General features: G+C 65.0%; 24 protein-coding genes. 12 read left to right on the top strand and 12 right to left on the bottom strand.

All coding sequences use genetic code 11. From position 1 onward, the window contains the following. Positions 1–37 precede the first annotated feature (37 nt). A complete protein-coding gene (locus SPO_RS04645) occupies positions 38–448 on the top strand; it encodes a VOC family protein (protein ID WP_011046671.1) in 411 nt (136 codons plus the stop codon). 14 nt (positions 449–462) lie between these two features. Here SPO_RS04645 and SPO_RS04640 read toward each other — a convergent pair whose 3' ends face one another. Genes SPO_RS04640 through SPO_RS04630 form a run of 3 tightly spaced genes read right to left on the bottom strand, consistent with a single transcriptional unit; the run spans position 463 to position 5015 of the window. Further along, entirely contained in the window at positions 463–3495 is a 3033-nt protein-coding gene (locus SPO_RS04640) for an efflux RND transporter permease subunit (RefSeq protein ID WP_011046670.1), read from the bottom strand. An 11-nt stretch (positions 3496–3506) separates the two neighbouring features. Beyond that, positions 3507–4508 (bottom strand): efflux RND transporter periplasmic adaptor subunit, encoded by a 1002-nt coding sequence (locus SPO_RS04635; RefSeq protein ID WP_011046669.1) that lies wholly within the window; start codon positions 4506–4508, stop codon positions 3507–3509. 33 nt (positions 4509–4541) lie between these two features. Continuing rightward, complete coding sequence (locus SPO_RS04630) at positions 4542–5015, bottom strand: MarR family winged helix-turn-helix transcriptional regulator (protein ID WP_011046668.1); 474 nt, start codon at positions 5013–5015, stop codon at positions 4542–4544. Between the two features lie 163 nt (positions 5016–5178). Here SPO_RS04630 and SPO_RS04625 point away from each other — a divergent pair, with 163 nt between their 5' ends. After that, complete coding sequence (locus SPO_RS04625) at positions 5179–6306, top strand: beta-ketoacyl-ACP synthase III (protein WP_011046667.1); 1128 nt, start codon at positions 5179–5181, stop codon at positions 6304–6306. Between the two features lie 59 nt (positions 6307–6365). Here the strand turns inward: SPO_RS04625 and SPO_RS04620 are convergent, their stop codons facing one another. The 3 genes from SPO_RS04620 to SPO_RS04610 form a co-directional block, all read right to left on the bottom strand. After that, positions 6366–6743 (bottom strand): VOC family protein, encoded by a 378-nt coding sequence (locus tag SPO_RS04620; RefSeq protein WP_011046666.1) that lies wholly within the window; start codon positions 6741–6743, stop codon positions 6366–6368. A 167-nt stretch (positions 6744–6910) separates the two neighbouring features. After that, on the bottom strand, positions 6911–7837 hold the full coding sequence (locus SPO_RS04615) for a DUF2332 domain-containing protein (RefSeq protein WP_044027936.1): 927 nt from the start codon (positions 7835–7837) through the stop codon (positions 6911–6913). Between the two features lie 47 nt (positions 7838–7884). Continuing rightward, positions 7885–8349, bottom strand: a complete 465-nt coding sequence (locus tag SPO_RS04610) for a hypothetical protein (RefSeq protein ID WP_044029025.1) — start codon at positions 8347–8349, stop codon at positions 7885–7887. A 361-nt stretch (positions 8350–8710) separates the two neighbouring features. Between SPO_RS04610 and SPO_RS04605 the strand changes: the two genes are divergently transcribed. Beyond that, entirely contained in the window at positions 8711–9307 is a 597-nt protein-coding gene (locus SPO_RS04605) for a thymidine kinase (protein WP_011046663.1), read from the top strand. A gap of 213 nt (positions 9308–9520) precedes the next feature. On the opposite strand, the gene SPO_RS04600 is transcribed toward SPO_RS04605, so the two are convergent. The 5 genes from SPO_RS04600 to SPO_RS04580 form a co-directional block, all read right to left on the bottom strand. Then, a complete protein-coding gene (locus SPO_RS04600) occupies positions 9521–10474 on the bottom strand; it encodes a 2-hydroxyacid dehydrogenase (RefSeq protein WP_011046662.1) in 954 nt (317 codons plus the stop codon). Further along, positions 10474–10812 carry a tRNA-binding protein gene (locus tag SPO_RS04595; RefSeq protein ID WP_011046661.1) on the bottom strand — a complete coding sequence of 113 codons (339 nt, stop codon included), beginning with the start codon at positions 10810–10812 and terminating at the stop codon, positions 10474–10476. Before SPO_RS04595 ends, SPO_RS04600 begins: the two co-directional genes overlap by 1 nt. Further along, positions 10805–11620, bottom strand: coding sequence for a pyrroline-5-carboxylate reductase (proC, locus tag SPO_RS04590; protein WP_044029023.1), 816 nt, complete (start codon positions 11618–11620; stop codon positions 10805–10807). The genes SPO_RS04595 and proC overlap by 8 nt, the downstream gene beginning before the upstream one ends. Before the next feature lie 39 nt (positions 11621–11659). Next, the gene (locus tag SPO_RS04585; protein WP_011046659.1) at positions 11660–12160 is read right to left on the bottom strand and encodes a YbjN domain-containing protein; all 501 of its coding nucleotides are present in this window, start codon (positions 12158–12160) and stop codon (positions 11660–11662) included. A gap of 327 nt (positions 12161–12487) precedes the next feature. Next, the gene (locus SPO_RS04580; protein WP_011046658.1) at positions 12488–12736 is read right to left on the bottom strand and encodes an accessory factor UbiK family protein; all 249 of its coding nucleotides are present in this window, start codon (positions 12734–12736) and stop codon (positions 12488–12490) included. A 96-nt stretch (positions 12737–12832) separates the two neighbouring features. Between SPO_RS04580 and lgt the strand changes: the two genes are divergently transcribed. The 5 genes from lgt (at position 12833) to SPO_RS04560 (ending at position 17072) form a co-directional block, all read left to right on the top strand. Further along, complete coding sequence (lgt, locus tag SPO_RS04575; protein WP_011046657.1) at positions 12833–13720, top strand: prolipoprotein diacylglyceryl transferase; 888 nt, start codon at positions 12833–12835, stop codon at positions 13718–13720. Next, on the top strand, positions 13717–14784 hold the full coding sequence (locus SPO_RS04570; RefSeq protein WP_011046656.1) for a class I SAM-dependent methyltransferase: 1068 nt from the start codon (positions 13717–13719) through the stop codon (positions 14782–14784). The genes lgt and SPO_RS04570 overlap by 4 nt, the downstream gene beginning before the upstream one ends. Continuing rightward, positions 14781–15536: a peptidoglycan editing factor PgeF gene (pgeF, locus tag SPO_RS04565; protein WP_011046655.1), complete on the top strand. Its 756-nt coding sequence runs from the start codon at positions 14781–14783 to the stop codon at positions 15534–15536. The genes SPO_RS04570 and pgeF overlap by 4 nt, the downstream gene beginning before the upstream one ends. Before the next feature lie 268 nt (positions 15537–15804). Next, the gene (locus SPO_RS23185; protein ID WP_193385772.1) at positions 15805–15945 is read left to right on the top strand and encodes a hypothetical protein; all 141 of its coding nucleotides are present in this window, start codon (positions 15805–15807) and stop codon (positions 15943–15945) included. A 341-nt stretch (positions 15946–16286) separates the two neighbouring features. Continuing rightward, positions 16287–17072, top strand: a complete 786-nt coding sequence (locus SPO_RS04560; RefSeq protein ID WP_011046654.1) for a Hint domain-containing protein — start codon at positions 16287–16289, stop codon at positions 17070–17072. 98 nt (positions 17073–17170) lie between these two features. Here the strand turns inward: SPO_RS04560 and SPO_RS04555 are convergent, their stop codons facing one another. Beyond that, on the bottom strand, positions 17171–17671 hold the full coding sequence (locus SPO_RS04555; RefSeq protein ID WP_011046653.1) for an Lrp/AsnC family transcriptional regulator: 501 nt from the start codon (positions 17669–17671) through the stop codon (positions 17171–17173). A 216-nt stretch (positions 17672–17887) separates the two neighbouring features. Between SPO_RS04555 and trxB the strand changes: the two genes are divergently transcribed. The 4 genes from trxB to SPO_RS04535 all read left to right on the top strand — a co-directional run bounded on the left by trxB (position 17888) and on the right by SPO_RS04535 (position 22956). Further along, positions 17888–18829: a thioredoxin-disulfide reductase gene (trxB, locus tag SPO_RS04550; RefSeq protein WP_011046652.1), complete on the top strand. Its 942-nt coding sequence runs from the start codon at positions 17888–17890 to the stop codon at positions 18827–18829. A gap of 4 nt (positions 18830–18833) precedes the next feature. Then, complete coding sequence (locus SPO_RS04545) at positions 18834–19298, top strand: RES family NAD+ phosphorylase (protein ID WP_011046651.1); 465 nt, start codon at positions 18834–18836, stop codon at positions 19296–19298. A gap of 59 nt (positions 19299–19357) precedes the next feature. Next, on the top strand, positions 19358–21055 hold the full coding sequence (locus SPO_RS04540) for an adenylate/guanylate cyclase domain-containing protein (protein ID WP_011046650.1): 1698 nt from the start codon (positions 19358–19360) through the stop codon (positions 21053–21055). Between the two features lie 191 nt (positions 21056–21246). After that, the gene (locus SPO_RS04535; protein ID WP_011046649.1) at positions 21247–22956 is read left to right on the top strand and encodes a bifunctional sulfate adenylyltransferase/adenylylsulfate kinase; all 1710 of its coding nucleotides are present in this window, start codon (positions 21247–21249) and stop codon (positions 22954–22956) included. Positions 22957–23001: the final 45 nt, after the last annotated feature.

Genomic DNA, 23001 nt, shown 5'->3' with positions numbered 1-23001 from the left:
CGCATGATCGCGCAATCGATCCCTGCGAGGCACCCCCATGAATATCTACACCACCTTCGGCACCAACGACCTGACCCGCGCGGTCCGGTTCTATGACGCGGTCTTTGCGGTGCTGGATCAGCCGCGCCTGCCCGACTGGCCCGAGGGCTGGGCCGGTTGGGGCCAGGACTATGACAATGGCACCGGCTTCTGGGTCTGCGCCCCGTTCGATGGCTCGCCCGCCAGCACCGGCAATGGCACAATGGTGGGTTTTCCGGCCAAGAATGCCGCGCAGGTCCGCGCCTTTCACGCTGCCGGTCTTGCCCATGGCGGCACCGATGCGGGCGGGCCGGGAACCCGGCCCTATTACGGGCCGGATTTCTATGTCGCTTATCTGCGCGACCCGGATGGCAACAAGATATCCTGCTTTTACTATCACTATGACCCGGCGACGGACGCGGGCGCCTGACGCCCGCACCCCTCTCAGGCCCCGGCCCGCGCCTCGCGGCTGAAGAACAGGTCATAGAACACCGGCGCCGCGATCAGGGTCAGCACGGTGGCGAATGCCAGCCCGCCCATGATGGTCACCGCCATCGAGACAAAGAACGCATCCCACAACAGCGGCGCCATGCCCAGAATGGTGGTGACAGCGGCCAGCATAACGGGCCGGATCCGCGATACCGAGGCCTCGACAATGGCCGCGCGCAGCGGCTTGCCCTCGGCCCTAACAAGGTCGATCTCCTCGACCAGCACGATGCCGTTCTTGATCAGCATCCCCGACAGGCTCAAGAGACCCAGAAGCGCGGTAAAGGTGAACGGCAACCCGGTGCCCAACAGGCCGATCACCACCCCGTTCACCGACATCGGCACCAAAAGCCAGATGATCACCGGCTGGCGGATCGCGTTGAACAGCAGGATCGAGATCAGCACCATGATCAACAGGCTCAGCGGCAATTGCTTGCCCAGGCTCTCCTGCGCTTTTGCTGAATCCTCGAACTCGCCGCCCCATTCCATCCGGTAACCCGGAGGCAAGTCGATCGCCTCGATGACCGGGCGCACCTCGGCATGCACCTGGGCTGCGGTCAGATCGGCGGGAATGTCGGCGCCCACGGTCACCGTCAACAGCCGGTCGCGGCGATGCACCAGCGTATTGACCGCCTCGTATTCGAACCCGTCCACCATCTGTTCGACCGGTACGAATGTCTCGGACAGCGGCGAATAGACCACCTGATCGACGATGGAATAGGGCCCATCGGCGGGGCGGCGCACGATGATCGGGATCAGCCGGTCGCGTTCGCGCAGCACCCCGCTGGTGATGCCATCGGTGGAAAACCGCAGCATGTCGGCGATATCGTCGCGGCTGACGCCCGCGATCTGCGCCCGCTCGGTGGCATAGACGGGGCGCAGCGCCAGTTCCTGCTCGTACCAGTTTGACCGCACGCCGGTGATATTGTCCGAGGCCGCCCGCATCTCGCCCATCGCCGTATCGGCCAGCTGCCGCAGCACTGCCGGATCGGGCCCCGAGAACCGCACCTGGATCGGGTCGCCGCCGCCGGGGCCAAAGACCAGCCGCCTGGTGCGAAACTCGCCTTCGGGGAAGGTGGCGGTGCCAAACGCCTCAAGATCGGCCTGAAGCGCGGGGATATCCTCGATGCTCGCCGTTCGCACGATCATATGGCCGTAAGAGGGGTTCGGCTTCTCCGCCGCATAGGTCAGCATGAACCGCGTCGCGCCTTGCCCGGCAAATGTGGTGTAAGCCAGAACGTCCGAACGCTTGTTCAGCCAGGCCTCGACCCGGGCCAGATCACCGGCGGTGGTCTCGATCGGCGTGCCCTGCGGCAGCTTGTAATGCACGAAGAACAGCGGCGTGTTCGAATTGGGAAAGAACTGCTGCTTCATCAGGCCAAAGCCCGCGAAACAGGCCGCCGTTACCGCAACCAGCCCCACAACCACCAGCCAGCGCAGCCGCAACGCGGCCCTGAGAGTGGCGGCATAGGCGCGAAACAGCGGCCCGCCATAGGCATCGGCGGCATCCGCATGCCCCTGCTTGAAAAAGTAATGCCCCAACAGCGGCGTCACCGTCAGCGCCAACACCCAGCTCAAGAGCAGCGAAATGCCGATCACGGCAAAGAGCGAGAACAGGAACTCGCCCGTCGCATCGGGGCTGAGGCCGATCCCGGCAAAGGCCATGATCCCGATCACGGTGGCGCCCAACAGCGGGATCTGCGTCTTGCCCGCCGCCTCGTCCGCGGCCGCGCGCGAGGGTTTGCCGCGCAGCATGGCGATCTGCATCCCCTCGGCCACCACGATGGCATTGTCCACCAGCATCCCCATGGCGATGATCAGCGCACCCAGCGAGATCCGCTCCATCTCGATGGAAAACAGCGCCATGAAGAGAAGCGTGCCGACCACGGTCAAGAGCAGGGTCGCCCCCACCACAACCGCCGCGCGCCAGCCCATGAACAGCGCCAGCACCGCCACCACGATGGCCACCGACATGGCCAGGTTGACGAGGAAAGCGTTGCTCGCCTCCTCGACCACCACATGCTGCTGATAGATAGGTTCCAGCGTCACGCCGGCGGGGATATCGCCGTCCAGTTCCGCCAGATGGGCATCCACCCGTTGGCCCACCTCGACAATGTTCTCGGTCGCCAACCCGGCAATGCCCAGCGAGAACGCCTCACCCCCGTTATGGCGGATGATCAGGTCCGGGTCGGCCTGACGCCCCCGATGCACCTGCGCCATGTCGAACAGGTTGATCACCTTGCCTTGCGTGCCCACCGACAGGCCCGCAATGGCGTCCACACTGTCCGAGCCTTCGGGTCGCAGGATCGCGGTCTTGCCGTCCCCGTTGCGCAGGGTGCCTGCGTCGCGCACGGAATCGGCGGTGGCAATGGCATTGGCAATCGCCTGCACCGGCACGTTCTGGTTCACCGACAGCGCCAGATCGGGTTCGACGAATATCGCCTCGTCCGGCAGCCCCGCCACCTCGACCCCGGCCACTCCGGGCACCGCCAGCAGCTCGCGCCGCAGCCAGGTGGCCAGTTCGTGCTGTTCCGCATCGCTGTATCCCGGTGCGGTCACCGCATAGAACAGGCCATAGACATCGCCGAAACTGTCATTGACAAAGGGGGCGCTGACCCCGTCGGGCAGGGTGCGGGCGGCATCGCCCACCCGGGCGCGCAGCTTGGTCCAGATCGCGGGCAGCTCGCCCCCGTCATAGGTCGACTTGATCTCGACCTCGATCAGCGACTGGCCCGGCTGGTTGACCGAGGTGATGATATCCACCTCGTCCATCTTCTGGATCGCCGATTCCAGCGGTTCAGAGACCTCCAGCGCCACCTGTTCGGCGGTCGCCCCGGGATACTGCGTGGCGATGACCGCCTGTTTGATGGTAAAGGCCGGGTCTTCCAGCCGGCCCAGCGTGGCAAAGCCCCAGATGCCGCCGACCAGCGAAATCAGGATGATCAACCAGGTATAAAGCGGCTTTTCGATCGACAGGCGCGCGATGTTCATGACCCGGCCCTTCAGTTGCCAAAGCCGGTGAACCGGCGCACGGCTTGCCCGTCCTTCAGGCTGGCACCGCCGACACTGACGATCTCGTTCCCTTCGCCAAGGCCCGACAGCACCCGCACCGATCCGTTCGGCAAGGGCGCGATCTCGACCGCCTGCCGCCGCACCGTTCCGGTATCAGCGCCTGTGGGCTCAAAGATCATCACGCCAGGACCGCCGCCCGCATCGGGAATGATCGCCGAGGGCGGCACCGCGATGCCCGGCTCACCATCCCGTACCCGCACGTTCACCGTCACCGACGAGCCGGGAAAGACGTTCAGATCGGGCGGCGGGGTAAAGCCGAAATTGATGCGGAAGGTCTGGCCGACGCTGGATGTCTCGGCATCGAACTCGCGGATCTGCAGCGGAAACACCCGGTCCGAGGCCGGGAATGTCGCGGTGATGGTCACGTCCTCGGGCTCGCCCGCGCGCTGGAACAGGATCTCGGGCACGTCCACCTCGATCCTCAGCTCCGACATGTCGTGGATGCGCGCCACCGGCGTACCCGCCGCCACTGTGGTAAAGGCCGCCACGTTGCGGCGCGAGATCAGCGCGTCAAAGGGCGCGGTCAGCGTCGCATGTTCCAGCGCATATTCCGCGTCGCGCAGCGCGATGGCGGCCAGCTGCGCACTGGTTTCTGCATCGTCCAGCGACACCTGGCTGACCGTGGTCCCCTTGAGCCGGCTCAGCCGCGCGACCGTGCGGTCGGCCTGTTCCTTTTGCAGCCGGGCGCGATCCAGTTGCAGCTCGAACGGCTCCAGATCCAGCTGCGCGATCAGACTGCCCTTGGGCAGCAGCACGCCCTCGTTCACCGGGAATTGGACGATCTGGCCGGCCACCTGAAACGCCAGGTCGACCGTGCGCCGCGCCGCCACCTGCCCAAAGAACTGGCGCGAGAACCCGGGTGCGGTCTCGCTCACCACCATCAGCTTGACCGGCTTGGCGAGCGTATCCGCCGCCAAAGGGGGCCGCGGCAAGGCTCAGCACGGTGCCCAGCGCAAAAAGAAATCTCATGTCTTGAACCCTTCGGATAGTCCGGTTTCCAGGATGGTCAGGCGGATCTTGCGCGCCAGCCGCGCGAATTCCTCGGTCTGGGCTGCATCCAGCCCCGAGACCTCGTGAAACAGCGCACCGGCATCGGCGACAAACTCGGCGCGCAGCGCCCGGCCCTCGGGCGTCAACTCCAACAGCCAGGCGCGGCGGTCGTCGGGGTCGCGGCTGCGGGTCAGATAGCCCGCGCGCTCCAGCGAATCCGCCGTGGCGGTGATGGTCGAGGGCAGCGCCAGCATGTCGCGCGCCAGCACCCCCATGCGCATCGGCGCGTCCAGCTTGATCAGCATATGCACCTCGGGGCGGCTGAGGCAAGTTTCAGCGACCTCGGACGCGATCACCTCCTCCAGCTTCCAATAAAGCGCATAGACCCCCATCATCGCCTCGATCTCGGGCGGGTAGGATTTCGGTGGAGAAGAGTCGTGGTCGGTCATCGGATTGCCCTGTTCTGTGGCGGGATATACTTCAAAATCTGAACCATTCAAGTTATGAAAGGTGATTTCGCCCTTTTGCCCGCTTTCCCTCGGGTCATCCGCTCTTGATCGCTCACGCTATCGCCTGCATTTTGAGCAAATCCCAGATTTCAAGGAATCCGCCATGTTCAGACCCGCCATCACCGGCACCGGAGTCTTTACGCCGCCAAATGTCATCACCAACGCCGAACTGGTCACCGCCTTCAACGCCTATGCCGACCGGATGAATGCCGAGAATGCCGAGGCCATCGCCGCCGGTGAGATGGAACCGATGCAGCACTCCTCGGAAGAGTTCATCGTCAAGGCCAGCGGCATCGAGAACCGGTACGTGATGGACAAGACCGGCGTACTGGATCCGGCGGTGATGCATCCCCTGCTGCGCCAGCGCGGCGATGACGAACCGGGCATCATGACCGAAATGGCCGTGTACGCCGCGAAAAAGGCGCTGGAGCAGGCAGGCAAGACCGCCGCCGATGTCGACGCGGTGATTTGCGCCGCCTCGAACCTGGAACGCGCCTATCCGGCGGTCGCGATCGAGATCCAGCAGGCGCTAGGGATCGAAGGATTTGCCTTTGACATGAACGTGGCCTGCTCCTCGGCCACCTTCGGCATTCAGGCCGCCGCCGACATGATCCGCTCGGGCTCGATCCGCTCGGCGCTGGTGGTCAACCCCGAGATCTGTTCGGCCCATCTGGAATGGCGCGACCGCGATTGTCATTTCATCTTTGGCGACGTGGCCACCGCCACCCTGATCGAACGCATCGAGGACGCCAAGGGCCCGCATTTCGAGATCCTCTCGACCCGCTGCGCCACCCAGTTTTCCAACAACATCCGCAACAACAACGGGTTCCTGCGCCGCTCGCGCCCCGACGGGATGGCGGACCGGCGCGACATGCAGTTCATGCAGAACGGCCGCAAGGTGTTCAAGGAAGTGCTGCCGATGGTCAGCCAGCATATCGCCGATCACATGGCCGCCGAGGGCGTGGCCAATACCCATCTGAAACGGCTGTGGCTGCATCAGGCCAACAAGACGATGAACGATTTCATCGGCAAAAAGGTCCTGGGCCGCGAGCCGGAGCCGGGCGAACAGCCCAACATCCTGCAAGATTATGCCAACACCTCATCCGCCGGGTCGATCATCGCCTTTTCCCAGAACTCCGCCGATCTGGTCGAGGGCGACCTGGGCCTGATCTGCTCCTTCGGCGCGGGCTATTCCGTCGGCTCGGTCATCCTGCGACGCCATACGTCCTGAACAAGGGGGCCAGCCCTTGCCCGGGAGAGATACCGTCACGGGGCAAGGCCGGCCGGTTTCTATTCGCCAAACCCCTTGTCGGACCTGAGCGCACAGCGATTGCCATCTGGATCGACAAATTCCGCGGTGGTTCCCCAGATATGCTCGGTAACCTTCACAGGTACCCCTTTTTCAAGAAGCTGATCGGCCGCCGCCCGCACGTCCCGAACGTTGAAGCGTAACTTCACCGGAGATTGCTCAAGCGTCTTGGGCTTATCCGAGGCCACTCCACCGGATTCGACCATCAAGTATGCATCACCCAACAAAAACGTGGTTAGGGTTTCACCCGGTCGATCAATCCGGTGCAAGACCTCCAGTTCAAGGGTCGAGCCATAGAAATCGACACAGTCCTGATAGTTATGTGTGAACAGGATCATCCCCGCCATCGTATAGTTCATTGTTGCCCCATTGTTGGATCGCGCGCCGCTGACAAGTTGAAACGGAAGGATGCGAGCTCAAGCAGGGTTCAGGTCAAGGCCAAAAAATAAGCGGCCCCGCAAAGGGTCAGTGCCCCCCGGCGGCCCTGATCGTTGGCGATGATCTGCCCCCTTTCTGCAACGAAACGCTATAGCCAATCCAGGCTTTGCCCATGCGGGCCGGTCCAGGCGACGGGGCGCCCGTCCAGCGCCATCAGGAACATGTCTTCGCGCGGAGTCAGCCCCTCGGCATGGTCGGGAAAGACGCCGGGCGCCTCGTTGCTGATCCAGTGCAGATCGCGTGATCGCATCAGCCGGGCAAAATCCGCCCGCGCCCCGGGGTCGCTGACATAGGTCAGCACCGCCGAATGCATCACCACCAGCCGCGCATCAGCGGGCGCCTGCGCGATCAGCGCCTCCAGATCGCGGGTCAGATCGCCCGCCATCACCGGCGGCGGCGCCTGCCGGGCGATGCTTGTGGCCTGACGCAGCCCTGCCAGCCGGTCGGTCTGTTCCGGCCAGACCAGCGCCTCGAGCCAGGCCACATCCGCCGCATCCCCAAGGTCGGGCGGTGACAGGTCCAGCCCCGCCCGCCAGACGATCTCTGGATGGTGCTCGGGCAAGGGCGCCCGCACGTTCACCCGGCAAGGGAACATCGGCGCCCCGGTCCCACCCGGCGGGTCAAGCCGGGCACGGCCCCAGTCATAGCCATAGAGATCGGGCAGCAGGCACAATCCGGCCGAGGCGCCGACCTCGATAAGGGCCAGCGGCCCGTCGAGTTGCGCCAAGAGCGGCAGCAGGCAGGCGCAGCGCCCCGGCTCGTTGGTCTGGGTCCGGCGCGCCCGCATCACCGCCGCGATGGCATCGCCTTCGCGCGTCAGCACATCGTCAAACGCGACCCCGGCCTCGGGCAGCCCGCCCACCAGACGCAGCGCGGCAAAAAACAGGTTGGGTTGGCGACGATCGGGCGGCAGGGTTTGCAGAAAGGCCAGTGCCCGCAATGATCCCGCCACATGCCGCGCCCAACTGGCATAGACGGGCGAGCGCCCCTCAGCCTCGACCCGGGCAAACCGCAGATAACGCGCGGCAAGCGCCGGATCGGCAGGAGGCGGCGTGCCTGTCCTCAGCTGGTGCTTTCCTCTTCCAGATGCAGCTTCATGTCGATCAGGACCTGCTGCAACTGAACCGTTTCCTTCAACAGCCGCTTGGCCTCGTTCACGGTGATGATCCCGTCTTCGATCGCGGTCTGATATTCGGTCATCAGCATGGCGAATCGCTGGCTCAGCGCGATCACGTCGGCATTGACACCGCCTGTCCGGGTCTCGGTATCGCTGTTTCGCCCGTCATAGCTGAGCGTGATGTTCTTGAGTTCCGCCAGGGCCGAGGTGACATGCGGATAGCTGGACGCGCCTTCCAGCCGCGCGACCGCGTCAACCGGGATGAACCGGTCGGCATGTTCCGCATTATCCGAATAATACCGACCTAATGTCGCCTTTGACTTACCGGTCAATGCACAGGCGGCCTCGATACCCACATCCTTGACCAAGGCCTCGGTATGTTTCTTCAGATATGCCCCGATATCGGCCATATTCACCCTTTCCTGAACCGCATTCTCCGCCCCATTGTTTTTGTCGGGGAAACGGATCGAATTTTTCCCATGAATCCGTTCTAAGTCAAATGTCATACCTTGGCTATCCCTCAGGTTTTCAGGGATTTAAACGAGTGACCGGTCTTTCATCTGCCGGGTTTACCGTGTTTCGGAGGAAGTTTCGCCGCCTCCGACCGAACAGCCACACCTGTGGCACGGGGCACCGCAATCGCAACGGTCCAAGTCCATCCCCATAGGTTCGCCTAGGACGGGCCTGCGCGGGGGCGGTGCCAACTATTTGGGGCTGCCGCCGTGTCGGGCCTGCTTGCCGCGCTCAGGTCGAAAGATTAGACGGTGCCCCATGGCAAAACTCTACTTCAACTACTCCACCATGAATGCCGGCAAATCGACCGTCTTGCTGCAGGCCTCGCACAATTACCGCGAACGCGGCATGCAGACCTATCTGATGACGGCGGCAATTGACGGGCGCGCCGGGACCGGGCGTATCGCCAGCCGGATCGGGATCGGCGCCGAGGCGGATATCTTTACGCCCCGGGACGATGTCTTTGCGATGATCCGCGACCGGCTCGGCGCCGGGCCGGTGGCCTGCGTCTTTGTCGACGAGGCGCAATTCCTCAGCCCCGAACAGGTCTGGCAACTGGCCCGGGTGGTCGATGATCTGGATGTGCCGGTGCTGGCCTATGGGCTACGGGTCGATTTCCAGGGCAAGCTGTTTCCCGGCTCGGCGACGCTGCTGGCGCTGGCCGACGAGATGCGCGAGGTGCGCACGATCTGCAAATGCGGCCGCAAGGCAACAATGGTGATCCGTCAGGATGCCTCGGGCCGGGCGATCACCGAAGGCGCGCAGGTCCAGATCGGCGGCAACGAAACCTATGTCTCGCTCTGCCGCAAGCATTGGCGCGAGGCGACGGGCGATCCCGGAGCCAAGGGCCACTGATCCCGACAGGGGGCGCTCCCGCCCGCCTCGGTGCATCCACGGGATGCCCCTGCGGCCGTTGGGCCCGGCGCGCCCGGCGCGGGCATGGCCCGCACAGGGCGCGCCTGTCGCAACCGCAGCGCGGCCGCAGGCCGCGCTGCCCGGCCCAACCAGAGGCGGCTCGTCCGCAAGGACGGGTCAACGGCGGGCGGGTGGGGCCCGTTCCCCGAAAATTTAGCTCACCGGGTTCGGCAGGTCGCGCCCGGCGGCAAAGGCTGCCACATTGTCCAGCGCCATATGCCCCATGCTGCTGCGCACCTCTTCGGTGGCGGTGCCCAGATGCGGCAGCAGCGTCACCTGTTCCATCGCCCGCAACGCCTCGGGCACCTTTGGTTCGAACTCGTAGACGTCGAGCCCTGCCCCTGCGATCTGGCGCTCTGACAACGCGGCAATCAGCGCCGCCTCGTCCACCACTTCGCCACGCGCGATGTTGACCAGAATGCCCGAAGGTTTCATCGCGGCCAGAATCTGCGCATCAATCAGGTGCCGGGTCTCGCCGCCGCCGGGCACGGCGATGACCAGGAAATCCACCGCTCCGGCCAAGGCCGCGAGGCTCTCCATTCGCGACACCGGGAAATCCACGTCCTTGTCGCTGCGCGCCACATAGGACACCTGCATGCCGAACCCGAAATGACAGCGCCGGGCGATGGCCTGGCCGATCCGGCCCAGCCCGACAATGCCGACATGTTTGCCGGTCACATGGTGCCCCAGCATCTGGGTCGGATGCCAGCCCTCCCAGGCGCCTGAGCGCACCAGCCGCTCGCCCTCGCCCGCACGACGCGCGGTCATCAACAGCAGCGTCATCGCGATATCCGCCGTGGCATCGGTCACCGCGCCGGGCGTATTGGTCACGGCAACGCCCGCCGCACGTGCCGCCGCCACGGCGATATGGTTGTAGCCGACACCGAAATTGGCCAACAGCCGACAGCGTGGCTCTGGCACCTGGGCAAACACATCGGCGCTGAACATGTCGCCCAGAGTGGGCATGACGATGTCGAACTCGCGCAGGGCGCGCAGCATCTCGGCCTCGCTCAGGGGCGTGGTACTGGTGCGGATCTCGGTCTCAAATTCGGCGCGGGCGCGGGCTTCGACGGCGGCCGTCATCGGCCGTGCGATCAAAAGTTTCATCAGTGCATCCTCCCGCCCAGCGGCACCTTGCCGTCGGGGCCGATCAGCACGATCTCACCGTTGTCGTCAGGCAGGCCCAGCACCAGCACCTCGGACATGAACTTGCCGATCTGGCGCGGGGGGAAGTTAACCACCGCCATCACCTGTTTGCCCACCAGTGTCGCCGGGTCGTAATGCGCGGTGATCTGGGCCGAGGTCTTGCGCTCGCCGATCTCGGGGCCAAAGTCGATCCACATCTTGATGGCGGGCTTGCGCGCCTCGGGGAAGGCTTCGGCACGGATCACCTCGCCCACGCGGATGTCGACCTTGAGGAAGTCGTCAAAGGAAATCTCAGCCACGGGACAGCTCCCTGGATCGGTTGGTGGCGGCGGCGACGGCCCGGTTGAGCAGGCCGGGAAAACCGGTCTCGGGCTCCATCAGCACCTCCAGCGCGGCCTGGGTGGTGCCATTGGGCGAGGTCACGTTGACGCGCAGTTGCGCGGGGTCTTCCTCGGCCGCCTCGGCCAGGGCGCCTGCGCCTGCGACGGTGGCCTTGGCCAGCTGCATCGCCAGATCGGCGGGCAGGCCCTGGGCGGTGCCGGCGGCGGCCAGCGTTTCGATCAGGTGGAACACATAGGCGGGACCCGAGCCGCTGACGCCGGTGACCGCATCCATCTGTTCCTCGCGCTCCAGCCGCACGGTCTGGCCCACCGCCTTGAGCAGCGCCTCGGCCAGGTCGAGATCGGCGGCAGAGGCGCGGGCGTTGCCGATCAGCGCGGTGATGCCGCGCCCGATGGCGGCGGGCGTGTTGGGCATGGCGCGCACGATCGGGGTATCGGCGCCAAGGATCTGTTCATAGGTGGCGATCGAGGTTCCGGCGGCGACCGAGACAAAGAGCGTCGTGCCATTGCCCAGCGCCTGCATCTGCGGCAGCGCATCGCCCATCATCTGCGGCTTGACCGCGATCAGCGCGATGGCCGGATCACCGGGCAGCTCGGCGTTCACATGCACGCCCTGTGCCTTGACCCAGTCCGACGGATAGGGATCGATCACCCAGACCGAGCCTGCGGGCAGCCCGCCGTCGAGCCAGCCGGCGAGCATCGCCGATCCCATCTTGCCACAGCCCAGCAGGACCAGCCCGCGGCGCGCGATATCAGACATGTCCACGATATGCCCCTCTCCTGTCATCCGGTTCGGGGCACAGGTTTAAGCCCGGCCATAAGCCTCTGCAATGGCGACCTGCATCGCGTCCGCTGGGCTGCGGTTGCCCCAGACCATCAGCTGAATCGCCGGGTAATAGCGCTCGGCGCTCAGCACTGCGGCACCGATCATGGTGTCGATCTGCTCGGCACTGGCCACCTGACCGCCCGCCAGCACGAGGCCATAGCGGTAGACCATCAGGTTCTGCGCCGCCCAATAGGTGAATGTTCCGGCCCAGCACTGATCGTTCATCGCATTGATCAACTCATAGAGCAGCGGCAGCTTTTCTGCTGGCGGCTCCATCTCGAAGGTGCAGATCAGGCGCAGGGTCTCGTCATAGCCCGACCAGGCCAGCGTCAGCGAATAGGTCCGCCACTGCCCCTCGACCGCCATGGCGATCTGATCGTCGCCGATCCGGTCGAAATCCCAGTCATGGTGTTCGGCCAGATGTTCGACGATGTCGATAGGATGGATGTCTTCTTCCAGGAACTGCTCGGAAAGGGCCATGGTGCCACCTCACTGATGTCTAGCTGCAAGGGGCTGTCAGCGCCCCCAGCGCTAGTCGCCTTTTCTACAGACCGGGTGATTTCCCTGTGTCCATACTAGATATGGTGGAGGCTAACGGCCGATCTGGCAACCGGAAAATTGGGGATAAACCCACATTATTTGGGGACAGCTTCGAGAAGTTGTGGGAAACGCGGCACGCAACCCAAAATATTGGCAGGCCTCGGCAGGTTCCGCTTGCGATCCGATCCGCCCTGCCCAAAATATGCCAAGCCGCCGGAGCGGGTCCCGCACCGGCGGCTTTTCACCCCTGTCAGGGCCGTGAGGGACTCAGTCCTTCAGCCGCGCCTCGAGCGCCGCGATGCGGGCGGCCAGCGCCTCGTTCTCTTCGCGGGCCTTCTGCGCCATGGCGCGCACGGCGTCGAATTCCTCGCGGGTGACAAAGTCGCGGTCGGCCAGCCAGCGGTCGATCAGCGATTTCATCGCCGTTTCGGCCTCGTCCCGCGCGCCCTGGGCCACGCCCATCGCGTTGGTCATCAGCTGGGAAATGTCGTCCAGTATCTTGTTGCGGGTCTGCATCGGTCTTCTCCGTGTCGACGTTGCCCCCTATATGGGCAACAAAGGGGCAAGGCTCAAGGTTGACTTCTGCCGCAGGCCCCGGGCATTGAGGCGCATATGCAGGCAGTACTGAATTTTCCCGATCTTTCACCCGAATTGTTCTCGATCTCGCTGTTCGGGATGGAGTTCGCGCTGCGCTGGTATGCGCTGGCCTATATCGCCGGGATCGTCATCGCCTGGCGGCTGGCGGTGCTGGCGACCCGGCGCGCGGCGCTGTGGCCCGCGAACACCCCGCCGATGGCACCCGCGCGGATCGAGGATCTGCTGACCTGGATCATCCTCGGGGTGATCCTGGGCGGGCGGCTGGGCTTTGTGCTGTTCTATCAGCCCGCATACTATCTGGCCAATCCAACCGAGATCCTGATGGTCTGGCAGGGCGGCATGGCCTTTCACGGCGGCCTTCTGGGCGTGGTGATCGCGGCGTGGCTCTATTCTCTGCGCCACAATATCCCCAAGCTGAGCCTGGCCGACCTGATCACCCATACGGTGGCGCCGGGGCTGCTGTTGGGTCGGCTGGCGAATTTCATCAATGCCGAGCTGTGGGGGCGTCCCTCGGACCTGCCCTGGGCGGTGATCTTTCCCGGACCGGCAGCGCAAGCCTGCCCCGGCGTGGTCGGCCTGTGTGCCCGTCATCCCTCGCAGCTATATGAGGCTGCGCTCGAAGGGCTGTTGCTGGGCACGTTGCTGTTGTGGCTGGTCTGGCGGCGCGGGGCGCTGAAACGGCCGGGCCTGATTACCGGCGTATTCCTGGCGGGCTATGGCCTGTCGCGCTTTGTGGTCGAGTTCTTTCGCCAGCCCGACGCGCAGTTCGTCACTCCCGGCAACCCGCTGGGGCTGGCCTGGCAAGTGGGGGAATACGGGCTGACCATGGGCCAGCTGCTGTCGCTGCCGATGATCGCACTGGGGCTGTGGTTCGTACTTCGCGCCCGCGCGGTACCGGCATGAGCCTGACCGGCCTGCTGCTGGAACGGATCGCCCAGCAGGGGCCGCTCAGCCTGGCCGATTACATGGCCGAGTGCCTGCTGCATCCCGAATACGGATATTACACCACCCGCGACCCGTTGGGCGTGGCGGGCGATTTCACCACCGCGCCCGAGATCAGCCAGATGTTTGGCGAGCTGATCGGGCTGGCGCTGGCCCAGGCCTGGATGGATCAGGGGCGGCCCGCGCCCTTTACCCTGGTAGAGCTTGGGCCCGGGCGCGGCACGCTGATGGCCGACGCCCTGCGCGCCACCCGCGCGGTGCCCGGATTTCACGAAGCCGCCCGGCTCTGGCTGGTCGAGGCCTCGCCGGTGCTGCGCGCAACCCAGGCGCAGGCGCTGGCTGGCCATGACCCGCAGTGGTGCGACACTGTAAGCGACCTGCCCGCGGGGCCGCTGTTCGGGGTTGCCAACGAATTTTTCGACGCCTTGCCGGTGCGGCAGTTCCAACGCGCGGGCGCGGTTTGGCGCGAGCGTCTGGTCGGTGCGCGGGATGGCGCACTGTGCTGGGGGCTGGGCGCCGAGGCGCTGCAACCGGCGCTGGCGCATCGGCTGGAGGACACGCGCGAGGGCGATCTGGTCGAACTGTGCCCCGCTGCCGGGCTTATCCTTTCGGAACTTGCCAGCCGCATCGCCGCCGATGGCGGCGCCGCGCTGATCGTCGATTACGGCGACTGGCGCTCGCTGGGCGATACGGTGCAGGCGCTGCGCAACCATGCCCCCGCCGACCCGCTGGCCGATCCCGGTCAGGCCGACCTGACCGCGCATGTGGATTTCGAAGTGCTGGCCATGACCGCCCGCGCCGCTGGCTGCGCCCATAGCCGCCTGAGCACCCAGGGCGTGTTTCTGGAGCGCCTGGGCATCGCGCAGCGGGCACAGGCGCTGGCGCGGCACGCGGATGAAGCGGCATTGGATCGGCTGATCACCGCACATCGCCGGTTGACGCATCCCGAGGAAATGGGAAACCTGTTCAAGGTGCTGGGCCTCTATCCCTCGGACGCCACCCCACCACCCGGATTGGAACCATGACGCTGGAAATCCTCACCGCCGACAGCCTGTCCTTTGTCCGCCACGGGTTCTTTACCCGCAGGGGCGGCGCCTCGTCGGGCGTGTTCGCCGGGTTGAACTGCGGCTCGGGCTCTTCTGACCAGACCGACGTGGTGATCCTCAACCGGGCGCGCGTGGCGCAGGCGATGGAGGTCGAGCGCGAGGCGTTGGTCGGCGTGCATCAGGTGCATTCGCCGGATGTGGTCACCGTCACCGGGCCGCTGAACGACAAGCCGCGCGCCGATGCGCTGGTCACCGCGACACCGGGCCTGGCCCTGTCGGTGCTGACCGCCGACTGCCAGCCGGTGCTGTTTGCCGACCCCGAGGCCGGGGTGATCGGTGCCGCCCATGCCGGATGGCGCGGCGCCCGCGACGGGGTGCTTGAGGCGACGCTGGACGCAATGGAGGCGCTGGGGGCCAGCCGTGCCGATATCACCGCCGTGATCGGCCCCACCATCTCGCAGCGTGCTTATGAGGTCGGGCCGGAATTCCTCGACGATTTCCTGGCCGAGGACATGGACAACAGCCGATTCTTTGCCAATGGCACCGGTGATCGGATGCTGTTCGACCTGCCCGCCTATGGCCTGCACCGGCTGCGCGCGGCGGGCTGCGGCCAGGCGGAATGGACGCGTCATTGCACCTATTCGGATGCCGACCGATTCTATTCCTACCGCCGCGCAACCCACGCGCGCGAGGCCGATTACGGGCGGTTGATCTCTGCCATTCGCCTGTGAGGACGGCAGCGGGCACGGCGGGCCGGTTTCGCCACATTCTGGCCCCACCTGCCACAGCCTGACGTTGTGCCAGAGATCGGGCGAGAATTTTCCCGATACATATAAGCACGTTACGCATGCGTGAGGTGCTGTTAACCCCGCGCTAACCAAGACCGAATTGTCGCTCATTTTTCAAGGAAGCGCCCCAGACCTGCCCCAAACTGCTGGCACATTCGACGGTAGCAGAAACATGACGCCGCACAGTCGGCACTCAGGCAGGAGCAAGACCATGACCCAGACGCGCTTTGTGAAATCGGTAGTTGCAACCGCCGCAAAGACCGAAGTGCAGATGCCCTGGGCCCGTGGCGCGCGCCGGGCGGCGATGATCGCCCGCCGGAATGCCGCACAGATCAAGGCAAAATCGGCCTGATCAAGAGATTAGTCGCGGAGGGCCGCTCGCTGCCTTTCCGAGGACCCGGGTCCGGACGCTGCCCCTGACCGGCCCGGCACAAGAGCCCGCCCCGCCGTATCGCGGGGCGGGACTTGGGGGCAAATTAACGAGTTTGGACGTTAGCGCGTCCATTTGGAAACAGTTCTGAGGGGAACGCTGCATTAGCCACGGAAACCGGGTTTTCCTGTCTGATTTTTTGACAATTTGATCCGTTTCACCGCATGTTTCCGTCGATTCAGATGAGGACATCTTGTCCGTCTGACGTCGTCGGTGGGGGCCGACGCAGATGCGACCCGAAGTAGGAAAGGGCCGATATCGCCATGTCTATCCCCCATTCGCTCGCCAGGGCGGCGCGTAATGCTGTCCATACAAGTCCCCTGTTGCAGGATCCGGCAGCGCTGCGCGGCCCCCAGCCGCGCCCGCAGATGCGCCGTTACGAGGTCAGCACCCTGCTGGAAAACGGAAATGTCGTTCAGACCCGCCATATCGCGCCGGCCCTGCCGCTGTTCGAGGACGCGTTCTGCGCCTTTTCGCGCGGCTCGCTGATCGACACCGATTGCGGCCCCATGGCGATCGAGGACCTGCTGCCGGGGGATCGGGTGATCACGCAGGACGGTTCCGCCCAGGAAGTGGTCTGGAAAGGCTCGACCGTGATCGTGCCGGGCCGCGTCTCGGCCACCGGTCGCGACTATCGGCTGACCCGAATCATGGCGGATGCCTTTGGCATGCAGCGCCCGATGTCCGGCGTCATCGCAGGCCCCTCGGCCCGGCTGCTGGCGACACCCGGCCACCTGCGCGCGCTGGCGGGCGACCAGCCAATGCTGACCCCGGTGCAGCATTTCGTCGATGGCATGGGGATCATCGAGACCGCGCCGCCGACCCCGATCGAGGTGTTCCATATCTGCCTGCGCCGCCATGCGGTCATCAATGTCGACGGGTTGCAGTTCGAGACCTATCACCCCGGCGTTCAGGCCGTGCGGGTGCTCAGCCAGGCGATCCGCTCGTTGTATTTGAATCTGTTCCACCACATTGATCAGCTGACCGATTTCGGCCCGCAGGCATTTGCGCGCGCGGGTGAAGGTGAAATCGACGCGATCCCTGCCTGAGGAAAGGGCAATGGGTTTATTGGTGTTCTGGGCGTTATGCACATTGGCAGCGATCTTGCTGCCACCGATGACCGGGCGGTATCGCCTTCCTGCCGACTTCAGGCAGACCGGCTCAAACGTTCCTCGAGTACATCAAAGGGAACACCCGGCTCGTCCTTCGCCCCGCGAATGACCAGCGAGGTCTTGACGCTGGCCACGTTGGGCGTGGTCAGCAACTGACCGGTCAGAAAGCTCTGGAAACTGCTCAGGTCGGGGGCCACGCATTTCAGCATGAAATCGACCTCGCCGTTCAGCATATGGCATTCGCGCACCAAGGGCCATTCGCGGCAGCGCGCCTCGAACGCGCTCAGTTCCACCTCGGCCTGGCTTTCCAGCCCCACCATGGCAAACACCTGCACCTCGAATCCCAATTGGCGGGCATTGACCTCGGCGTGATAGCCGCGGATCAGCCCCGCGTCCTCAAGCGCGCGAACACGTCGCAGGCAGGGCGGCGCCGAAATTCCAACCCGTTTGGCCAGCTCGACATTGGTCATGCGGCCATCCGCCTGAAGCTCCGCCAGAATCTTGCGGTCTATCTCGTCCAGCCGGTGCGCGACCATGAACAACTCCCGTTTTTTGCGGTTCTTATAACAGCCCCGGTCGGCTGCGCAATAATCTTTCGTACATGCGCAATTTTCTTCCCGAGCCTTGCCGGATCACACCTCGATGCCCGGCGACACACGCGAATGTGCAAAGGGGTTTAAGAGCGCGCGCCGGGCGGTTATATCCCCTCTTCGACAGGCGGTGCGCCGCCAGCCATCTGCATTGGGGATATCATGGCCGAGACACGTCACACCAAGGTTCTGATCATCGGGTCCGGGCCTGCGGGCTATACCGCCGGCGTCTATGCCAGCCGCGCCATGCTGGAGCCGATCCTGGTTCAGGGGATCGAGCCGGGCGGCCAGCTGACCACCACCACCGAGGTCGAGAACTGGCCCGGCGATACCGAGGTGCAGGGCCCCGACCTGATGGTGCGGATGGAGGCCCATGCCAAGGCGATGGGCTGCGAGATCATCGGCGATATCATCACCTCGCTCGATACCTCGGCGCGTCCCTTTGTCGCCAAGGGCGACAGCGGCACCACCTATACCGCCGATGCGGTGATCCTGGCCACCGGCGCCCGCGCCAAATGGCTGGGGATGGAGAGCGAGGAGAAGTTCAAGGGCTTTGGCGTCTCTGCCTGCGCCACCTGCGACGGGTTCTTCTATCGCGGACAGGAAATCGTGGTGATCGGCGGCGGCAATACAGCGGTCGAAGAGGCGCTGTTTCTGACCAATTTCGCGTCCAAGGTGACGCTGATCCACCGCCGCGACGAGCTGCGCGCCGAGAAGATCCTGCAGGATCGCCTGTTCAAGAACGAAAAGATCGTGCCGCTGTGGTTCAACCAGCTGGAAGAGGTCTATGGCACCGACGCCCCGCTGGGTGTCGAAGGGGTCAAGGTGCGCAACGTCAAGACCGGCGAGATCACCGACATCCCCTGCAAGGGCGTGTTTGTGGCCATCGGCCATGCGCCCGCCAACGAGCTGGTCAAGGATGTGCTGGAGCTGCACAATGGCGGTTATGTCAGCGTGAAACCCGGCACCACCGAAACCTCGATCCCCGGCATCTTTGCCGCCGGTGACCTGACCGACCACAAGTACCGCCAGGCGGTGACCAGCGCCGGCATGGGCTGCATGGCCGCGCTTGATGCGGAGCGGTTCCTGGCGGAGCAGGAGTGAGCCGGTGATCGACTTCTCCGGCACCGTCTGGAGAATTCTGTTCGCCGATCTGGCCGGGGCGCCCACCGCCCCGGCCCGCGCGCCCGAGGGGCGGTTTCACCATTCCGGCCAATGGGCGCTTTATGCCTCGCTGACGCCCGAGGGCGCGGGCGTCGCGATCCGGCGCTATGTGGGGCCGCAGGACCCACCCCGTGTGATCGTGCCGCTTGAGGTGACGCGGGCCTGGCTGGCCGATCTGCGCGGTCGCCCCGAGGTTTCGCAGATCTGGCAGGATATTCGCGCCACCGGCGCCGCCGCACCCAGCTGGCCCTATTCCGACACGGCCCGGGCCGAGGGGGCGCAAGGGCTGCTCTATTCCTCGCGCTCGCGCCCCGAATTGAGCCATATCGTGCTGTTCGACCCGGGCCCGGTCCGGGCCGGCGGCACGGCCCCCCTGCCCTGGCCCGGCACCGACATCACCACCACATGACTTGACCGCCCGGCCCCGGCCCCACACACTTGACCGTGAGAGCACAAGAGACGGGCGGCATGGGCACAAGCGCACTCTGGCGGGGCAGTCTGGCGACACGTCTCAGGATCGCAAGCGGGCTGATCCTGTTTGCCTATGCCTTCTTTCATTTCGTCAATATCGGGCTGGGCCTGATCAGCCCCGCCTGGATGGAGGCATTTCAGGATGCCCGCCAGGTGATCACCCGCAGCCTTGTGGGCTCGATCCTTCTCTATGGGGCGCTGCTGATCCATGCCGGGCTGGCGCTGAGCGGGCTGGCACGGCGGCGGCGCCTGCGCATGCGCGCAAGCGAGGCGGTGCAGGTCGTGCTGGGCCTGCTGATCCCACTGCAACTGATCGCGCATCTGACCCACACCCGCTATGCGCACGAGGTTTATGGCGTCAATGACGAGATGAGTTATCTCATCATCCTGATGTGGCCCAATATCTCGATCTGGCAGCAAAGCGGACTGCTTCTGGTGGTCTGGATCCATGGCTGTATCGGCCTGCATTTCTGGCTGCGGCTGACCAGCTGGTGGCGCGCCTGGGTGCCCTGGATGATCGGACTGGCGGTGCTGGTGCCCGCCTTCGCGCTGGCCGGGCTGCTGACCGAGGGGCGGCGGATGTTCGCGATCTTCACGAACGATGCGCAGAGACCGGGCTATATGGAGGCGTTCAACTGGCCCGATGCAGCGACGTTCGGTGCGCTGTTTCAGGTCAAGGACCTGGGCCTTGCGGTTTTCTGGGGGCTGCTGGCGCTGACCGCGGCCATCCACCTTGGCCGCAGGCTGCTGCGGCGGCGCAATGCGGTGCGCATCCGGTATGTGGACGGGCCCGAGATCGTGTCCGAGCGCGGCCTGACCCTGCTTCAGATGTCGCGCAGCCACGGCGTGCCCCATACCGCCCTGTGCGGCGGCAAGGGGCGCTGCACCACCTGCCGCGTGGTGATCGAAGCAGGGGCCGACCTGCTGCACCCCCCCTCGGAGGTGGAGCTGCGCAGCCTGCGCGCGGTGGGCGCACCGCCCAATACGCGGCTGGCCTGCCAGATCCGGCCCACCGATCCGGCCACGGTCTTTCGCGTATTCCGCCCCGAGGGCGGCCGCAGTCGCGCCCATGCCAGCCAGGGGCAGGAACGGCAACTGGCGGTTCTGTTCCTGGACATGCGCGGCTTTACCGCCCGCACCACCGGGCAACTGCCCTATGACGTGGTGTTTCTGCTCAACCGTTTTTTCGATGCGATCGTGCCCTCGGTCATCGGCGCCGGCGGCACCGTGGACAAATACCTGGGCGACGGGTTTCTGGCGCTGTTCGAGGCGCGCGATGCCCAGACCTCGGCCCGCGCCGGGATCGAGGCGGCGCGGAGCATCGGCGCGGCACTCGAAGTGTTCAACCGGACGCTGGCCGCCGAGGGGACACCGCCGGTACGGATCGGCATGGGACTGCATCTGGGCACGCTGGTGCTGGGCGAGATCGGGGCCGCGGGCCATGCCCCCCGCACCATCATCGGCGACACGGTCAACGCCGCCAGCCGGCTCGAGGCCGAAACCAAGGCGCTGGGGGTCGAGCTGCTGATTTCCGAGGCCGTGCTGCACGCGGCGGGTGCCGATCTGAGCGCGCTGGAACTCGGCAGTTTCGCGCTGCGCGGGGTGCCACAACCGGTCGCCGCCCTGCCCGTCGCCACTGCGGCAAAGCTATCGCTCGACCAAACCAGGGGCGAACCAAGTTCCAGCCAACCCTGAAATCCGGCAAAAAATCCGGAAAAGTTCCGCCCTGGCGTCAAGAAACCAGCAAAAACCTTTCGATTTGTCGCGGAATGGCACAATTCGTCCTTTGTTGCGCCGCAGTCCTAGACAATCTGCGGCACACGGGTCTATTGCACCGCCAACACAGACCCCTCAACGCAGTGACCTTACAGATCAAGAGTATCGACATGACCATGCTGAGCAACCTCGCTCCGATCCCGGAACTCTATGTCTCCTACGACTCGGCGCAGAAACTGAAGATGGAGGCGGCCGAGCTGAAAAGCCACGATCTGTCTCCACGCCAGATCTGCGACCTCGAACTCTTGATGAACGGCGGCTTCTCGCCCCTCAAGGGTTTCCTGAGCGAGGCCGATTACAACAACGTCGTCGACAACATGCGACTGGCCGACGGTACGCTCTGGCCGATGCCGATCACGCTGGACGTGAAAGAGGGTTTTGCCGACACGATCGAACTGGGCCAGGACATCGCCCTGCGCGATCAGGAGGGCGTGATCCTCGCCACCATGACCGTGACCGACAAATGGGTGCCCAACAAGGCGCACGAGGCCGAGAAGGTGTTCGGTGCCGACGATCAGGCACATCCGGCGGTCAACTATCTGCACAATGTGGCAGGCAAGGTTTATCTGGGCGGCCCGGTGACCGGCATCCAGCAGCCGGTGCATTACGATTTCCGCGCCCGCCGCGACACCCCCAACGAGCTGCGCGCCTATTTCCGCAAGGTCGGCTGGCGCCGTATCGTGGCCTTTCAGACCCGCAACCCGCTGCACCGGGCGCATCAGGAGCTGACCTTCCGCGCCGCGCGCGAGGCGCAGGCCAACCTGCTGATCCATCCGGTTGTCGGCATGACCAAACCAGGCGATGTCGACCACTTCACCCGGGTGCGCTGCTACGAGGCGGTGCTGGACAAGTACCCCGCCGCCACCACCTCCATGAGCCTGCTGAACCTGGCCATGCGCATGGCCGGCCCGCGCGAGGCGGTCTGGCACGGGCTGATTCGCAAGAACCACGGCTGCACCCATTTCATCGTCGGCCGCGATCATGCCGGCCCCGGCAAGAACAGCCAGGGTCAGGATTTCTATGGCCCCTATGACGCGCAGGAGCTGTTCAAGAAGCATCAGGACGAGATCGGCCTGGAAATGGTGGACTTCAAGCACATGGTCTATGTGCAGGAGAAGGCCCAGTATTACCCCGTCTCCGAGGTCCCCGAGGGCGATACCGTGCTGGATATCTCGGGCACCGAACTGCGCCGCCGTCTGCGCGAAGGGCTGGAGATCCCCGAATGGTTCTCCTTCCCCGAAGTGGTCAAGGAACTGCGCCGCACCTCGCCGCCGCGCTCGAAGCAGGGCTTTACCGTGTTCTTCACCGGCTTCTCGGGCTCGGGCAAATCGACCATCGCCAACGCGCTGATGGTCAAGCTGATGGAGATGGGCGGCCGCCCGGTCACCCTGCTGGACGGCGATATCGTGCGTAAGAACCTGTCGAGCGAGCTGGGCTTCTCGAAAGAGCACCGCGATCTCAACATCCGCCGCATCGGCTATGTCGCCAGCGAGATCACCAAGAATGGCGGCATCGCCATCTGTGCCCCGATCGCGCCCTATGCCACCACCCGCCGGGCGGTGCGCGAAGAGATCGAACAGTTCGGTGCCTTTGTCGAGGTGCATGTCGCCACCACGATCGAGGAATGCGAGCGCCGCGACCGCAAGGGCCTGTACAAGCTGGCCCGCGAGGGCAAAATCAAGGAATTCACCGGCATCTCGGACCCCTATGATGTGCCCGAGGCCCCTGAACTGCGCGTCGAGACCGAGAATGTCGAGGTCGACAACTGCGCCCACCAGGTGCTGCTGAAGCTGGAAAACATGGGGCTGATCGCCGGCTGACCGGCACCAGAGCCAGACACAAGAAGGCCCGGGATCGCCTCCCGG

It is taken from the genome of Ruegeria pomeroyi DSS-3 (assembly GCF_000011965.2).
In the GTDB taxonomy this organism is placed as follows: Bacteria; Pseudomonadota; Alphaproteobacteria; order Rhodobacterales; family Rhodobacteraceae; genus Ruegeria_B; species Ruegeria_B pomeroyi.
This window is presented reverse-complemented; position numbering and strand designations above follow the sequence as displayed.

Bases quoted from the DNA above. Each gene is read 5' to 3' on its own strand.
- SPO_RS04605 (WP_011046663.1), top strand. From the start codon at position 8,711: ATGGCAAAACTCTACTTCAACTACTCCACCATGAATGCCGGCAAATCG.
- SPO_RS04580 (WP_011046658.1), bottom strand. From the start codon at position 12,736: ATGCAGACCCGCAACAAGATACTGGACGACATTTCCCAGCTGATGACC.
- SPO_RS04585 (WP_011046659.1), bottom strand. From the start codon at position 12,160: ATGGCCCTTTCCGAGCAGTTCCTGGAAGAAGACATCCATCCTATCGAC.
- SPO_RS04640 (WP_011046670.1), bottom strand. From the start codon at position 3,495: ATGAACATCGCGCGCCTGTCGATCGAAAAGCCGCTTTATACCTGGTTG.
- lgt (WP_011046657.1), top strand. From the start codon at position 12,833: ATGCAGGCAGTACTGAATTTTCCCGATCTTTCACCCGAATTGTTCTCG.
- SPO_RS04625 (WP_011046667.1), top strand. From the start codon at position 5,179: ATGTTCAGACCCGCCATCACCGGCACCGGAGTCTTTACGCCGCCAAAT.
- SPO_RS04555 (WP_011046653.1), bottom strand. From the start codon at position 17,671: ATGGTCGCGCACCGGCTGGACGAGATAGACCGCAAGATTCTGGCGGAG.
- SPO_RS04560 (WP_011046654.1), top strand. From the start codon at position 16,287: ATGTCTATCCCCCATTCGCTCGCCAGGGCGGCGCGTAATGCTGTCCAT.
- SPO_RS23185 (WP_193385772.1), top strand. From the start codon at position 15,805: ATGACCCAGACGCGCTTTGTGAAATCGGTAGTTGCAACCGCCGCAAAG.
- SPO_RS04535 (WP_011046649.1), top strand. From the start codon at position 21,247: ATGACCATGCTGAGCAACCTCGCTCCGATCCCGGAACTCTATGTCTCC.
- SPO_RS04570 (WP_011046656.1), top strand. From the start codon at position 13,717: ATGAGCCTGACCGGCCTGCTGCTGGAACGGATCGCCCAGCAGGGGCCG.
- SPO_RS04540 (WP_011046650.1), top strand. From the start codon at position 19,358: ATGGGCACAAGCGCACTCTGGCGGGGCAGTCTGGCGACACGTCTCAGG.
- SPO_RS04620 (WP_011046666.1), bottom strand. From the start codon at position 6,743: ATGAACTATACGATGGCGGGGATGATCCTGTTCACACATAACTATCAG.
- SPO_RS04630 (WP_011046668.1), bottom strand. From the start codon at position 5,015: ATGACCGACCACGACTCTTCTCCACCGAAATCCTACCCGCCCGAGATC.
- SPO_RS04610 (WP_044029025.1), bottom strand. From the start codon at position 8,349: ATGGCCGATATCGGGGCATATCTGAAGAAACATACCGAGGCCTTGGTC.
- SPO_RS04600 (WP_011046662.1), bottom strand. From the start codon at position 10,474: ATGAAACTTTTGATCGCACGGCCGATGACGGCCGCCGTCGAAGCCCGC.
- SPO_RS04645 (WP_011046671.1), top strand. From the start codon at position 38: ATGAATATCTACACCACCTTCGGCACCAACGACCTGACCCGCGCGGTC.
- pgeF (WP_011046655.1), top strand. From the start codon at position 14,781: ATGACGCTGGAAATCCTCACCGCCGACAGCCTGTCCTTTGTCCGCCAC.
- trxB (WP_011046652.1), top strand. From the start codon at position 17,888: ATGGCCGAGACACGTCACACCAAGGTTCTGATCATCGGGTCCGGGCCT.